This window comes from Wolbachia endosymbiont (group B) of Chorthippus parallelus, assembly GCF_947251815.1.
Lineage (GTDB): Bacteria > Pseudomonadota > Alphaproteobacteria > Rickettsiales > Anaplasmataceae > Wolbachia.
Genome location: NZ_OX366390.1, coordinates 1,091,399 through 1,106,458 on the forward strand (window position 1 = coordinate 1,091,399; position 15,060 = coordinate 1,106,458).

Sequence of the window (15,060 nt, forward strand, 5' to 3'; positions counted from 1 at the left end):
CCATTCGGTGTCATCTCAGTGCTTGACACTGGCTTCTTGATTCCTGGATTCCAGCGTCACGAGAAAGTAGCAGATTTATGACGGCAGTGCCCAGAGGTGTCATTCAGTAGCACCTTGTCGTTCCAGTAGCTCTTTCGGTATTATTCAAGTAGCCTATTCGGTGTCATCCCAGTGCCAAGCACTGGGATGACACCATCATAAAGGAACTAGTGTCAGCTACTTGAATGACACCAATCAGATATGCTAACTTAACCCAATTTTTAAATTTTTTGCTGTCAATATTAATGATTCATCAAAGAAGCTATTAATATCACCAATATTATCTATATTTTTTACACTGATAGACGGATCAATTCTTTTAACTAGATTAGATAAAACTTTGTTAGGGCCAACTTCAACAAACTTATTAGTGCCATGGCTTGTCATATATAAAACCATCTCTCTCCATCTTACTCTACTTACAACTTGCTTAGCGAGCAAAGCTCTTATGATCTCTGGATCACTTTCTTCCTTAGCTGTAACGTTTGATACAAAAGGAATCGAAGGGCGAGTTATGTTGATGCTTTTTAAAAATTCCAGAAGTTTTTCATCAGCAGGTTTCATAAAAGATGAATGAAAAGGCCCACTAACTTGTAATTTTATCATTTTCTTGACACTTGAGTTTTTGAATAAATCAGGTAAGACCTCAAGAGCCTCTGCAGTACCACTCACCACTACCTGCCCACCACCATTATCGTTTGCAATTTCACAATCAATTTGAGCTGATTTTAATATACCTTCTACTTCACTTATTTCTGCTCCAAGTAGAGCAAACATTCCACCTTTGCATTTTAGTGAAGCTTCATGCATTGCTTCGCTACGAACTTTTAGCAATTTGACTGCAGACTCAAGCGTCAATGCCCCTGCAGCACACAGCGCTGTATACTCGCCAACTGAATGCCCACAAACATACTGAACGCTGTAAAGAGATTCACCAAATACGTGCTTCATAACACGTAGCGTTGCAATTGACACCGCCATTATAGCTGGCTGAGCGTTTTCCGTGATGGTTAATTTCTCAATAGGGCCATTGAAAATCAAATGAGACAGCTCTCTACCCAATATGTCATCTACTTCATCAAATACGTTCCTTGCAACTGAAAATTCATCATATAAGCTCTTTCCCATTCCTACAAATTGGGAGCCCTGACCAGGAAAAGCAAAAATCATAAAAAATTTTTCATTCTTCATTGAGAATACTACTTTATTTATTTTTTGTCAATATTTCACAATAATGATTGACCAAATGAACCAGATTCACTAAAATCTTAGCTGGTAAGAAATTTGTAAGAACAATGGCAGAAATCGATTATCACAAAGTTACTATAGTTATGACAGATGGTCAAGAGTTTGAAACTTATTCCACTTATGGAAAAGAAGGTCAAAGAATAAAGCTTGATAGAGATCCTCTTACTCATCCTGCATGGACTGGAAGTTTGACAAGCGGTTCAGGGGAGAAGGATAGTAAAATAGCTAAGTTTAATGATAAATACGGGAGTCTTTTTTAGTTCCTCCCCTCTTTATTTAACATGTATAAATATAAAAATGTAGGCTATATTGCTTCTTCGCTACCCAAGTCTCAGGAAGTATCTAAACTACTACAGAAACTCAATTTTATCAATATAGCAGAAGCAGGTAAGCATGAAGTTGATCTGCTGATAGTTGTTGGTGGCGATGGTTTTATGCTACGCACCCTACACAACTACGTCATAGGAAATAAAGATATACATGTGTATGGAATAAATACCGGTAACGTCGGATTTTTGATGAATAAATGCTTTGAAGATCTAATTGATCATATAGAACATGCAGTTCCTACTCAGCTAACTTTACTAAAAATGGAAGCCACAGACATAAGTGGCAAAAAACACCATTACATCGCAGTAAATGAAGTGTATGTCTTTAGAAATGCAAATCAAATAGTGGAGATGAATATTACCATTAATGATAAGCTAAAAGTAGAAAAATTCAGAGGAGATGGAATTATATTGTCTACCCCAACAGGTAGCACTGCATATAACTTCTCTGCCGGTGGGCCAATCTTACCACTTAATTCAAATTTACTTGCACTGACTTCCATTAATAGCTACTACCCAAGGCGTTGGAATGGAGCGCTAATCTCAAATGATACAATAGTGCAAATTGATATCAATGATGTGAAAAATCGTCCAGCACTTGTAGTATCAGATTACAAGGAATTTCACGACATATCGCAGGTAAAAATACAGAAAGATCACGAAAATACAGTCACTCTACTTTTTGACAAAGATTGCCCTTTGAATGAAAGGATCTTTGATCAGCAGTTCTTATACTAATATTTATTCTTAAATTAGTATTCACTATATCTTAATAACTATAGCGTAATCAACATAACATTGTAATTAATTTTGGAGCGAATATGCCTGGATCAGGAAATAAAGATAACGTCACGCCGCTTTCTTATACAGCAGTGAATGAAAATGGTGCAGCAACTTCACCAACACCAACTCCCAGAACAAGTACTCCAAAACAAGATGGCAAAGACACAAATCCATTTGAAGAAGCAGAAGAAGCTACCTCGAATAAGACATCATCTATTCTACCAACTAATCAAGCTTCACAACCTAATGAAACACCACCTCTCCTTCCGCCAAAAAATCAAGCTTTACGAGATGGAAATTCATTTGATCTTGATACTCAAATACCACTACCCTCTTCTTCTCAAGGAAAAGATGAGCCAACTCATTATACTGAATTGGATTTACCTACTTCAAGTGAGTCAGTTCACGGTGAACCAGGAAGTGCTATTTATGCATCCATAGATAAAAATAAAAAAACTTCGAAAAAGAGTTTAGATAATGGAGTAGATAATCAAAGATTAGAAAGATCGGCTTCTAAAGAGACAGTATTTGATGAAACTTGTAATAGGAATGAAAGTGAAAAAAACCCTTTTGAAAATCTCAGTCAGCATAGCGATACACCTTCAACTTCTCCGCCATCATACACGAGCAGAAGTAGCTCTCAAGAGTCTTCGCCTACAGATAGGGTGTTTAAACTGCAAAAAAACAGATTCTGGCCCAAAGCGCAGTATGCCATGCAGCAGAAAGGCGTTGTAATTTTTGGTGCGGCCGCTATCGTGCTTGGCACATCTACAGCTTTAGTATATTTACAAGATAAAGCAAAATTTATTGCGTTCTTTACAAACAGTCCGCTATATACCATCGTACCGATTATTGCAGTTGCTTCATTGTTTGCAATTAGCCCAATGCTGCTTGGAATAAAACAGTTTGTAAATACCAAAGAATATCAAACTCAAGTAAAAAATGCAGATGAAGTTTTAGATAATGTTTTGATGGACCAGCCAGAAGGTAAAGTTATAAAGTCTGTAAGACTGGAATATAGCAATGGCACTCATTCAAATTTTGTATTTAATGCTTGGGAATCTAAAAAAGGCTTCGTCAATATTGATGAAAAAGTAATCAGTAAAACTAATAAAATAGAGTCCGTAATTAATAATAGGCCACTATTTACTGCATTATTAACTGGTGTAGTTGCTGCAAATATAGCGCTCCCTTTATTGCTTTATGCAGAAGGTGGTGTTAATAATATACAAAAATTTTACCAAAACCCTTTGACCAATAATATAAGATTATTACCACTTATAGGCTTAGGTATATTTGTATTACTAGCTGTATATCTTGGCGTGCATTACTATAGAAAAACAAATTGCACTAATCTTGTATATTCTGAAGAAACGATTGATCCTAAAAATGTTAATGGGAAATTCATTGAGGAAATAAAACGAGAAAGAACAAATGTTCTTGGAGAAAATCATAGTAAAGATGCTAAACGCAGCAGTTTAACGCTTGAGCAGGTTGTAGTTCAATCTCACAATTATAAGGATGCTATCTATAGTATAGGTGAATGAAATAAATCTCCTACAATGTCCATTGATTGGAATTTTTACACTTGCTAAGACCTTGCTATTTTGATAGCTTGAGATGATGACAAGGAAGGGGTTTGTTTATGAAAAAAGGTTTAATATTTATATCTTTAGTAGCGGCTTTATTGATAGTCGTTAATTTTTTATATAAAAATAGCGGAATTGATGATTCACAAGTAGTAAACGTTTATTCATCTCGTAAAGAAGAATTAGTACATAGTTTGTTTGATGATTTTACAAAAACCACTGGCATCAAGGTACGTTATATCATTGACGATTATTCCCAATTGCTTTCACGTATGGAAAATGGCGGTGAAGCTGATTTGTTTTTAACTGCAGATGCAGTGAATTTGATTTTAGCCAAAAAAAGAGGGCTCTTATCTCAAGTGGATTCAGAGACTCTAAAAAATGCCATACCTGCAAAATTTAGAGATAATGAAGATTATTGGTTTGGTCTCACAAAAAGAGCTAGAATATTGGTTTACAATAAAGAATCAGTAGATCCTAAGGAATTAAGTACCTATGAAGATTTAGCGAATGAAAAATGGAAAGGGAAAATATTAGTACGCTCTTCCACAAGTCCATATAACCGATCATTGATCGCTTTTATGATTGCAAAAAATGGTTTTGAAAAAACAAAAGAATGGGTGAGTGGAATTGTAAGCAACATGGCAAGAAAACCAAGCGGTGGTGACACAGATCAAATTTATGCTGTAGCCGCTGGTGAAGGCAATGTTGCAATAGTAAATAGCTACTACTTTGCAAGAATCCTTTCATCAGAAAATAAAAAGAATATCACAGAAAAGTTAGGAGCTTTCTTCCCGAGTGATGGTGTAATGGTGAATATTAGTGGTGCAGCAGTAACAAAAAACGCAAAACACAGAGAAAATGCCATAGCTTTATTGGAGTTTTTTGTAAGCAAACAGGCTCAAGAGCTATATGCTAAAAAAAATCAAGAATATCCTATTGTTGAAGGTATTGAAACTTCTGATGTGTTAAAATCTTGGGGAAATTACCTACAAAGTACTCTGCCTATAAGTGAGCTTGAGAAGCATCTCTTTGAGGCTGTTATGATAGCAGATGAATGTAAGTGGAAATAAAATTTTATAGCTTCCTTCTACTTTACTTTACAGTTGTGTAATTGAAATTAAGAAAGTAGAATAAGCTCAAAAAAGGAGCTATGGACAAGAGAAGGAATTTATTAAATATCTCAGACCTCACAATCGGTGATGTAGAAAATATAACTAAATTAGCCAACCAATACCTTGAAGAAAAAGTTGAAAATAGTCATGTTCTGAAAAATAAAATAGTCATAAACCTATTCTTTGAAGATTCAACACGTACGCTCGCATCTTTTGAAATAGCAGCAAAAAGCCTTGGAGCAAATGTTGTAACTTTACCAATAAAATCTTCTTCTATTAACAAAGGGGAAGATCTAAAAGATATGATAAAAACACTAAATGCAATGAATCCTGACTATATGATAATCAGGCATAAAAGTAGTGGTATTATTAATACATTGGCAAAGCATGTCAACTGCTCGCTAATCAACGCAGGCGATGGAAGCAGTGAACACCCAACTCAAGCTCTTGCAGATTATCTCGTAATTATCAGTCATAAAAAGCAAATAAAAAACCTCAAAATTGTGATATGTGGAGATATTTTGCACAGTAGAGTTGCAAGATCAAATATAAGATTGCTAAAAATGTTTGGAGCAAAAATAAGCTTAGTTGCACCACCAGCTTTGATTTGTAAGCATCTTCCTGAAGTAGATTCACTTCACTATTCATTAATCGAAGGTATAAAGGATGCTGACGTAATTATGCTTTTAAGATTGCAAAAAGAGCGCATGAATAATAATTATTCAGAAAAAGAATATTTTCACTTGTATGGACTTGATGCACAAAAACTATCGCACGCAAAACCAGATGCAATTGTTATGCACCCAGGACCAATAAACAGAGGTATCGAAATTAGCAGTGATATAGCAGATTGTGTTATTTTACAACAAGTAAAATTCGGATTAGCAACGCGTAAGGCAGTACTGCACTATTTAATAAATGTTTATAATTTTAAGGAATTTTAGACATAATGACCCTCCTATAAAGAAAAGATTTAGAAAAATATAACACACCTTATGACAGAAATTAAGTATGCACTGAAGTAGGCTGTGCTATATTTTTTATTGAAAAATTAATTGAAAAGTCTGCAGACTTGAATAAGGTGGATTTCGAGCTCTAAAATACTCTCATTTTCACTAATAATAATTAAACTACCAAATGTGTCAAGTATTTTTTTGCATTTAATTTACAACTACGAACGTTTATTTGCAAAAAATACTATAAACATAAAATGATAGATGTCATAAAAGTAGCCAGCACTGGCATCCAGTTAAATTTGTGAGTTAAAAGTCATGCTAAAATATAACGTTTCTAATGATGATGGAAAATGGATCCCAGTGTCGGAGCACTGGGATGACATTGTTTAGTACGCAAATTACCACAATGTTCATACAGCTGTATACTGATTTCTTTAATGTCCGTACAGTTGTATGTCAGCTACTCGAATGACAATTTCAGATAAAACCTAGATAAAAGAGAAAAATAAATTTTTACATAATCATACTTGTACAATAACTAAAGCACTTTTTACTGTAGATTAATCATTTGATTATAGTATCATTTTAATTAAGCCTATATTTGCAATGTTTATGAAATATAAAGCATTCTTCATACTATTAATTGTTATATCTAACCTGCTTGCTGCAGAACAGCCTGAAGAAAATAAAAATGAAAGCAGTATAAATCAAGAAGACGTATCGAAAAGCAACACTGATGCTGAAAAAACTTCTCCGCTTCTGAGCGAACTCAAAGAAATCACAGACCCAACAAATGTAATCAATGAAGAAGTACCTTCAAGTAATCAAACAAACCTACAGTCTGAAGAGGAGACTAATATAAAAGATACCAAAGCTCTAACAAGTCCTTTATCAGAAGAAAAAAAAGAAGAACCTGAAGAGAAGAAAATCAGTCACAATAATCAAACAAACCTACAGCCTGAAGAGGAGATTAGCAAAAAAGACACCGAACTTTCAACAAGCCAATTAACAGAGAAAAAGAAAGAAGAACAGCCTGACAATATAACACCTGTGAACAAAGAAAATGAAGAAAGCGAAAAATGGACAAAGCTAAACAAAGAAATAAAAAAACATAAAAGCAAGTCTATATATAAAAGACAATATGATAGCCTAAATGAGCACCTTCCTAAAACTATATTTACTGATGATTACAGTAAGCAATTTTTTTACTGCATCAAGAAGGGCAACTTAATTTGTCTAAGAGGAGTAATAAATAAGCTAGAAAAAATTGGATTAACAATTCAAGAAATACTAAGATTTAGAAATAAATTGGGTGATACTCCTCTAATTTATGCAGTGAAACAAGGTCAAATAGACACAGTTCGCTTTCTCTTATTACAAGGTGCTGATCCTAGAGTAGTTGATAATAATTTTAAGTCCCCTATTGAAATAGCAATCGAAAGGAATCAGATCAACATAATAAACGCAATTGCCGAAATGATGCCATACCTTTTAGAGGATAAAGAAATAAACAATCAAGAAAACTCAGAGATGTATAACTTTGCTATAAAAACAAAAGAAAACACGTGTGATGCAAAAGATAATTAGACTTTTGATATTAATTTTAGTTGGTCATTTATGCTATGGAGATGATGCAATCAATGATTTTTTAAGCGCTCTGCACGATATAAAATACGTATCTTACAATACAAAAGATTTTGCTAAGTTTTTAGTACAGTGCAGCAAAGCAGGGGTTCCACAAGATTTTAAGAAAGGTTTTGGCCCTAATTTAAATGGGGCTAATTTTAGTCAATTATATTTAAATAAATCTATTTTTGACGGAGTGAGTTTGATTGGTGCCGATTTTTCTAACACCGATTTATCAGATGTGTCTTTTATCGATGTTGATTTACGTGGTGCTAATTTTTCCAATGCTAATTTACATGGCGTTAAAATAAAAGGCACAAATTTGAGTTTTTCAAAATTTGCTTCTGCAAATTTAACAGATATCATATTTGATCAGTCTAATATCAGTTATGCTGATTTTATCAATTCTAATCTCAACAAAGTAACTATGCGTAATATAATTGGTTTGCATACCAAGTTTTTGAATGTAAAAATGAATTTCTCCAATTTATCAAACTCAAGTGCCAGCTACATCAATTTTAGTGATAGTGAAATAAACGACACTGTTATGCAGAAAAATAATTTCGACAACGCAAGTTTCTTTGGAGTGGATGCACATAAGCTCAAGGTACAATTTTCTTCATTAAAAAATGCTAACATATATGGTGCAGAAATAAAAAAATCGGATTTTACAGGTAGCAATCTTTCGAACGCCTATTTTAATGCTTCTATTATAGTTGATAGTAACTTTGAAAAAGCCAATTTAAGCAATTCACAAATTTCCTATGTGAAAGGGGATAATTCAAACTTCATTAAATCTATACTAAATGGTTCCAAGATAAAACATGCATATGTTTTCGAATCAGACCTTCAGGATGCTGACTTATCTAATATTGATTTTAGTTTTAGTGAATTGTATAAAGTTAACGCCTATGATGCTAACATTTGTCACGGAAAGTTTCATAATACTAAAGTTGTGAATTCTGACATGAATGGTTCGTTCTTTGACCATTCATTGTTTACCTCTGCAAAAATAGAAGATTCAGATCTTTCCACAACTTCAATGTATAAGACAAAAATTAAAGACTCTCAAATTTATAATAGTACTCTTTCCCACCATAATATGGATTCGAGTGAGATAGAAAATTCAATATTCTTCAAATTATTAGCTGATAATTCGAGCTGGTCTAAGTCAAAAGTCACTAATTCAAACTTTATTGAAAGTGATTTCAAATCCTCCGTGTTTTATGATAATGCCTTTAGAAAGACTAGTTTTTTTCTTAGCAATTTGAGTAATTCAACAGTGAGTGATGTCTCTTTCCTCTCTTCAAGCATATATAAAAGTTCAATTGCTGATATTCATTTAACAGATTGCAAATTTGATAATTCAATTTTGATTGACAATCAGGGACAGAGCAAAATTACAGGTCTAGAGAGTGCTATAACTTCAATTAAAGATCTGCAAGAGAAAATATCGCAGGGTGAAAAATTTGATGTAAATTATTCTTACTTTGAGTTTAAAGACATGAATTTAGAAAATGCTAATTTTTCTAATTCAATATTAAGCAGAGCAAAGTTTGTAAACGTTAATTTGAATAAGGCAAATCTTGAAAGAGCTGATTTACGTTATACTATTTTTGATAATTCCTCTCTTGTTGATGCCAATTTATCAAATTCTAATTTAGAAGGCTCTAGTCTTTTAAACTTTGACTCAAAAAATACAAAGTCTTAAAAAACTCTATAATGTACTTGTTAAATAAAGAAAAATGACCGTAAAAAATGAGGGCATACTACTGATTCTATCCTCTCCTTCTGGAGCTGGAAAAACTACTATATCAGAAAAATTACTTGAGCAATCAACTGATTTAGTTATGTCTGTTTCTATGACTACACGCAAACCTCGTCCCGGTGAAGTAAATGGAAAAGACTATTTTTTCGTTACTGAAGAAAAGTTTCATGAACTATGTAAGGCTGGTCAAATGCTTGAATATGCTAAAGTTTTTGAGAATTTTTACGGTATACCAAAAGATTTTATAGAACAAAACCTGAGCAGTGGCATAAGTGTTTTACTGAATATAGATTGGCAAGGAGCATTTCACTTATTTGAAATCTTAAGAGAAAAAGTTGTAAGTGTTTTTATACTACCTCCCTCAATGGAAGAGCTTAGACTGCGTCTACAAAGGCGTAATAGTGATGATGAAATTGAAATAGAGCGGAGATTAGCCGAAGCGCAAAAAGAGATAAGTAAAAGTAATAAATATGATTACGTCATAGTTAATGATGATCTTGATAAAAGCGTAGAAGAGATAAAATCAATACTAAGTAAAGGAATGCTTAAAAAATTAGAAGAAAAATCAAGTTTGAAAGATCTATAAAAATATTTGTTTATCTCTTTTAGCAGCATTCACGCTTCACAGTTTAGCCACATTTATTATTTTTTAAGATAAAATAGTTAAAATAGTAGACAAGTGCTAAAGTGGGGATTTAATTATGACAACAGATTTTCTAATAGAAACTAGCTTTCCACCTATATTTCGATAACATCTAGCTCAATTTAAAAGTCCAATTCAATAGGCTGTTAGTTGAAGCGCTAACGCCAAATAGCTTTAATATTGAGGTTTTAATATGAGTATAGATCTAAGTGTATCAGTTACTAATGTAAACAAACTAGATAAATATATAAACAAAAATGAAAAACAAGATAAAAAAGACAAGCAATTGTATAATATTATAGAGAGAAAGGTAAAAAAAGAAAAACATAAGCATGAAAAACCAAGAAGTCGAGATGGAACACTCAAGGAATGTAAAAGGTTATTTAAGGAAGGCGCTAGTCCTGAAGTATTAACTAAATTAGAAGAATCGCTTAGAGAACAGGAAAAATATCACAGATATTATGTCCAATGTTTCCTTCCAGTGCTAGGTGAAGTAATAGAACGATCGAAAAGAATATCAAATGAAACAAAAAAACAAGTAATTTCTGAAGTCACTAAAAGTTGTTTTAGTAGGTACAGCGAACAAGACAGTGGCTACGGTAGCGATTTTGAAGATGAAATGAACGGAATATCAGATTCTGATAGCGATTTTGAAGATAGAATAAACGGAATATCGGATTCTGATAATGACGTTCAATTACTAAATGCAATCCAAAATGGAAACAACAGGAAATTTAGAAAATACCTAAAAGATTGCACAAACGTCAGTGGCATAACAGATAAAAAAGGAAATAATATTTTACACCTTATTGCATCGCTCAAAAAGAAACAAAAGCTTAAGTTTCTAGATACCTTGATAAAAATAGCTAACGAGAAAAATTTAGTACAACTTGTTGATAGTGAAAATCAAGAAGGAAAGACTCCTTTTCAGGTAGCACTAATTAACAAGATAATAAAAGGGAAACATGATTCTCACACAATCCAAGATAACGATAACACACTTAAGTTTCTTGCAAAATTGTTAAAGTATGGAGCCAAGCTAAGCTTACCTACAGAGGATTTAGAAAAATTATCTAAAAAGCAAAATGAATACTATCTTAAATTTTTAGAAAAATTGGCTGAGCGAAAACCAGAAATAAAAACAAAAGTTGAAGAAGTTATAGCCCATACCATAAATACTCCAGATAGTAATGATAATTATCAACTACATTTAGCAATTAAAGATAATGATAAAGAACGTTTTGAAGAGTTATTGCAAAAAGGGGCAGATATTAGCCTGAAAGATACAGATGGTAATAATGCTTTACATCTAATAGTTTTAGAATTAAAGCAAAAACGAAAGTTTGAATTTTCAAATATAATATTAAATGTAAGTAAGGAGGAAGAAAAAGAGTATCTTAAAGCACAGTTTAAAAAAGCTATAAATGCTGAAAATACAGCAAAACAAACACCTCTACATCAGTTATTCCAGCATATAAAAGAAAAAAATGAGAATCGATCATGTACAGATAAAAAATTTGAAAAAACAAATAGATATAAAGCCTTAGAGTTATTTCTCCAAAATGGCGCTGATATCACTGCTCAAGATAAAGAGGGTAATAATATTCTGCATCACATTGCTTCGCTAAAAGGAGAACAAAAGGTTGCATGTTTGGAGTTGATTTCCAGTTTAGTAAAAGAAAGAAAAATATCTGAAGATAAATTAGATGAAGCTATAAAAGCAACTAACAGGCAAGGCAATACACCTCTAGAATTAGCACTAAAGAAAAAAGCAGAAAAAAAAAGTATCGAATACCTATCGCAAGAAACAATTTTTGATTTAGCAACTAATTATGATAATACAACAAAGTTTTGTGCAGCATTATTACAAAACGGTGCTAACCCTGATTCTTTATGGTTAGAAGATCCAGAATTCCATACTAAAAAGTACTATTTAACTTTACGCGATCTAAAAGATTGTTCAAATACTCCACAGAAAGCACAGGAGAAAGCTAAAGAACTAAAAGAGAAGCTTGAGGAAAAATACCACTGTGGAACTGCTTCGAAAAAATGTCAATCAGGCATTAAAAAGCTAGGTTCTGGTGTAAAAAAAGGAGCATCTGCTGCATGGAAATGCATTGATCCGGGCAGAAGAGCTAGTGTATTGTTAGCAATCACAGTAGCAACTACTATTATTACAATGGTAACACTTTCTTGCTTTCAAGGACAAATTGCAATTGGAGCAGCGTTACCCATCATAGCTATAACAGGAGTGGTCTGTCTGATATTCACTTTGGGACTTAGCGGCATTAGGAAGTCTGTTAAGGAATTAACCAACGATAAGCAAAGCCGTAAAGATGATCACCTAGCTGCAAAACAACCTGAAAATATTACTGAACAACAAAATTTAGCTAACAACTCAGCAGAGCAAGAAGTACAAAGATCGTCAAATCAATCGGAGCATAAAGAAAGCCCAGCTACTCAAATGAGCTATGTATCAATACTACGTCAATTTATAAATAAACCAGATGGGTTAACTAATAAATTCTCTTTTCCGGGGCGATGAAATCAATCTCATCGCTCAGAGTTTTTTCAGCAACTTTTTTATAGTCAATTTCTACACTAACTTGGCTTTTCTCTTCTTTAAGCCATGCTATAGTATGCTTCATCCAGTTTTTATCATCACGTTCAGGGAAATCTTCACGAGCATGAGCACCCCTGCTTTCCTCGCGATTAGCTGCGCATTCCATGGTAATAACTGCTTGTGGAATCATATTGGCAAGCTCCAGAGCTTCAACCAAATCACTATTCCATATCATACTACGATCTTCAACTGCAATGTTAGGCATCATTTTTGCTACTTCTTTTATAGCTTTTTTACCTTCCTCTAAAACTTCAGCAACACGGAATACCGATGCATATTTCTGCATAGTGTTCTGCATTTCACTTCGTATTTTTGCTACTTTGAACTCTCCGGAAGCAAATCTCATTTTATTAAATCTATCTACTATCAAGTCTGTGCAGTCTGAATGCAATTTTTTATGTGGTGTATCAGGTTTCAATTTTTCTTTTGCCCTAAGCGCGGCAGCTCTACCAAAAACCACAAGATCAAGAAGCGAGTTGGAACCTAGTCGATTTGCACCATGTACAGAAACACATGCTGCCTCTCCTATTGCAAATAATCCTTCTACCACTTCTTCTTTACCTTTTTGCAACGTGATCACTTCCCCATGATAGTTGGTTGGAATACCGCCCATGTTGTAGTGAACAGTTGGAATAACAGGTATCGGATCTTTAGTAACATCAACTCCTGCAAAGGTTTTTGCTGTTTCACTAATACCTGGCAATCTGAGTTTGATCACTTCCGGATCAAGATGCGATATATTCAAGTACATGTGATCTTTCTTTGGCCCAACTCCCCTTCCCTCTCTAATTTCAATTGTCATTGCTCGACTTACTACATCACGAGAAGCCAAATCTTTTGCCTTTGGCGCATAACGTTCCATAAACTTCTCACCCTGAGAATTAACGAGGTACCCACCTTCACCGCGGCATCCTTCCGTCATCAAGCACCCTGAGCCATATATTCCTGTTGGATGAAATTGCACAAACTCCATATCTTCAAGTGGCAACCCAGCTCTTACCACCATGCCATTACCATCACCTGTGCAGGTGTGTGCACTTGTTGCAGAAAAATAAACACGTCCATAACCACCTGTTGCTATTACCACAGAATGTGCACGAAATCTATGCAACGTACCATCACACAGCGACCAAGCTATCACCCCACAGCATGTCCCTTTGTCCATAATCAAATCGATTACAAAATATTCGACAAAAAATTCAGCGTTAAATTTAAGACATTGCTGATATAGAGTATGAAGAATTGCATGCCCAGTTTTATCTGCTGCTGCACAAGTACGCTGAGCCGATTTTCCTTTACCAAAGTGAGTTGTCATTCCACCAAAGGCACGCTGATATATTTTTCCATCTTCCGTACGAGAAAAGGGTACACCAAAATTTTCAAGTTCAATCACAGCTTTGGCAGCATTTTTACACATATACTCTATTGCATCTTGATCGCCAAGCCAGTCTGAACCTTTTATTGTATCATATGCATGCCAGCGCCAGTCATCTTCAGCAATATTACTCAAAGCTGCACTAATTCCTCCTTGCGCTGCAACTGTATGACTTCGTGTAGGGAAAATTTTAGAAATGCAGGCAACTGAAAAATTAGTTGCAGCCATTCCAAGTGTTGCTCTAAGCCCTGCTCCACCTGCACCTACTATCACCACATCATACTCATGCTCTATGATTTCATACGCTGACTTATCCATATCCACTTATTTTATCATCACAGGCTTATAATATCACAGAAGTAGAAAAAATCTATACAAGTTTTCTGGATGTAAGCTTCTGAAACAAATCTATAGTAAACGATGTAATAACAATCATAGGGCGTCATGAAAGTAGCTGAAATTGGAATGACACTATCATAAAGGAATAAGTGTAGTTATTTGCATAACATTGATGACTTATGCCTATTTAATTAGATCTAAAATTAGATAGAAAAAGGTAATCTTGATAAAACTCATTTACAACAAGTTCTCTCGCACTTGAATTTTCCGTTTGCACTTTTTTGTATCCTAATTTATGGCTTATTGAATCTTTATATGAACTAACTGCTTTATATATCTTACTTACCTCTCCTGGAAAGATACCACCAACAATTATAACGCATAACCCTGCAACTGTTGCAAAAGCTAGAGTTAAACTTTGCCTCCAGCTAGCTTTTTTTTCTTGTATACCAGCAGGGCACAATTCACTTGACATTTCTTTTAGATACTCATGCCACATGTGATTGCAGTTTGTACATTTCACTTTTCTTCCAGATTCACCTATTTGCCCACGAGATACTAAGTAAGTTTTAGTACAATTATGACATTGTATTTTCATAGTGCTTACGTATAAAATAATATAAATTT

Annotated in this window: 12 protein-coding genes; 9 read left to right on the plus strand and 3 right to left on the minus strand. The window is 33.9% G+C overall.

Translation table 11 applies throughout. The features are described 5' to 3' along the window. Positions 1-243: 243 nt before the first annotated feature. The gene (gene fabD / locus OPS21_RS05015; RefSeq protein ID WP_264336881.1) at positions 244-1,209 is read right to left on the minus strand and encodes an ACP S-malonyltransferase; all 966 of its coding nucleotides are present in this window, start codon (positions 1,207-1,209) and stop codon (positions 244-246) included. A gap of 125 nt (positions 1,210-1,334) precedes the next feature. Between fabD and rpmE the strand changes: the two genes are divergently transcribed. The 9 genes from rpmE to OPS21_RS05060 all read left to right on the plus strand — a co-directional run bounded on the left by rpmE (position 1,335) and on the right by OPS21_RS05060 (position 12,641). Then, complete coding sequence (gene rpmE, locus OPS21_RS05020; RefSeq protein ID WP_006013575.1) at positions 1,335-1,547, plus strand: 50S ribosomal protein L31; 213 nt, start codon at positions 1,335-1,337, stop codon at positions 1,545-1,547. A 21-nt stretch (positions 1,548-1,568) separates the two neighbouring features. After that, positions 1,569-2,354: an NAD kinase gene (locus tag OPS21_RS05025; RefSeq protein WP_010402806.1), complete on the plus strand. Its 786-nt coding sequence runs from the start codon at positions 1,569-1,571 to the stop codon at positions 2,352-2,354. Positions 2,355-2,437: 83 nt separating this feature from the next. After that, the gene (locus OPS21_RS05030) at positions 2,438-3,946 is read left to right on the plus strand and encodes a hypothetical protein (protein ID WP_264336863.1); all 1,509 of its coding nucleotides are present in this window, start codon (positions 2,438-2,440) and stop codon (positions 3,944-3,946) included. Positions 3,947-4,044: 98 nt separating this feature from the next. Next, complete coding sequence (locus tag OPS21_RS05035) at positions 4,045-5,061, plus strand: Fe(3+) ABC transporter substrate-binding protein (protein ID WP_007302093.1); 1,017 nt, start codon at positions 4,045-4,047, stop codon at positions 5,059-5,061. Positions 5,062-5,141: 80 nt separating this feature from the next. Next, a complete protein-coding gene (locus OPS21_RS05040) occupies positions 5,142-6,047 on the plus strand; it encodes an aspartate carbamoyltransferase catalytic subunit (RefSeq protein WP_264336862.1) in 906 nt (301 codons plus the stop codon). A gap of 624 nt (positions 6,048-6,671) precedes the next feature. Further along, on the plus strand, positions 6,672-7,646 hold the full coding sequence (locus OPS21_RS05045) for an ankyrin repeat domain-containing protein (protein ID WP_264336879.1): 975 nt from the start codon (positions 6,672-6,674) through the stop codon (positions 7,644-7,646). Further along, complete coding sequence (locus OPS21_RS05050) at positions 7,630-9,396, plus strand: pentapeptide repeat-containing protein (protein WP_264336861.1); 1,767 nt, start codon at positions 7,630-7,632, stop codon at positions 9,394-9,396. The genes OPS21_RS05045 and OPS21_RS05050 overlap by 17 nt, the downstream gene beginning before the upstream one ends. A 34-nt stretch (positions 9,397-9,430) precedes the next feature. Beyond that, positions 9,431-10,039 carry a guanylate kinase gene (gmk, locus tag OPS21_RS05055; RefSeq protein ID WP_264336860.1) on the plus strand — a complete coding sequence of 203 codons (609 nt, stop codon included), beginning with the start codon at positions 9,431-9,433 and terminating at the stop codon, positions 10,037-10,039. A 250-nt stretch (positions 10,040-10,289) separates the two neighbouring features. Beyond that, on the plus strand, positions 10,290-12,641 hold the full coding sequence (locus tag OPS21_RS05060) for an ankyrin repeat domain-containing protein (protein ID WP_264336859.1): 2,352 nt from the start codon (positions 10,290-10,292) through the stop codon (positions 12,639-12,641). Here OPS21_RS05060 and sdhA read toward each other — a convergent pair. Both sdhA and OPS21_RS05070 read right to left on the minus strand, forming a co-directional pair. Next, entirely contained in the window at positions 12,613-14,412 is a 1,800-nt protein-coding gene (gene sdhA, locus OPS21_RS05065) for a succinate dehydrogenase flavoprotein subunit (protein ID WP_264336878.1), read from the minus strand. The two genes, OPS21_RS05060 and sdhA, sit on opposite strands and share 29 nt — an antisense overlap. A 208-nt stretch (positions 14,413-14,620) precedes the next feature. After that, positions 14,621-15,031: a zinc-ribbon domain-containing protein gene (locus OPS21_RS05070; RefSeq protein ID WP_264374967.1), complete on the minus strand. Its 411-nt coding sequence runs from the start codon at positions 15,029-15,031 to the stop codon at positions 14,621-14,623. Positions 15,032-15,060: the final 29 nt, after the last annotated feature.

Bases quoted from the DNA above. Each gene is read 5' to 3' on its own strand.
- OPS21_RS05030 (WP_264336863.1), top strand. From the start codon at position 2,438: ATGCCTGGATCAGGAAATAAAGATAACGTCACGCCGCTTTCTTATACA.
- OPS21_RS05045 (WP_264336879.1), top strand. From the start codon at position 6,672: ATGAAATATAAAGCATTCTTCATACTATTAATTGTTATATCTAACCTG.
- OPS21_RS05070 (WP_264374967.1), bottom strand. From the start codon at position 15,031: ATGAAAATACAATGTCATAATTGTACTAAAACTTACTTAGTATCTCGT.
- gmk (WP_264336860.1), top strand. From the start codon at position 9,431: ATGACCGTAAAAAATGAGGGCATACTACTGATTCTATCCTCTCCTTCT.
- OPS21_RS05035 (WP_007302093.1), top strand. From the start codon at position 4,045: ATGAAAAAAGGTTTAATATTTATATCTTTAGTAGCGGCTTTATTGATA.
- OPS21_RS05050 (WP_264336861.1), top strand. From the start codon at position 7,630: ATGCAAAAGATAATTAGACTTTTGATATTAATTTTAGTTGGTCATTTA.
- OPS21_RS05060 (WP_264336859.1), top strand. From the start codon at position 10,290: ATGAGTATAGATCTAAGTGTATCAGTTACTAATGTAAACAAACTAGAT.
- fabD (WP_264336881.1), bottom strand. From the start codon at position 1,209: ATGATTTTTGCTTTTCCTGGTCAGGGCTCCCAATTTGTAGGAATGGGA.
- sdhA (WP_264336878.1), bottom strand. From the start codon at position 14,412: ATGGATAAGTCAGCGTATGAAATCATAGAGCATGAGTATGATGTGGTG.
- OPS21_RS05040 (WP_264336862.1), top strand. From the start codon at position 5,142: ATGGACAAGAGAAGGAATTTATTAAATATCTCAGACCTCACAATCGGT.
- OPS21_RS05025 (WP_010402806.1), top strand. From the start codon at position 1,569: ATGTATAAATATAAAAATGTAGGCTATATTGCTTCTTCGCTACCCAAG.
- rpmE (WP_006013575.1), top strand. From the start codon at position 1,335: ATGGCAGAAATCGATTATCACAAAGTTACTATAGTTATGACAGATGGT.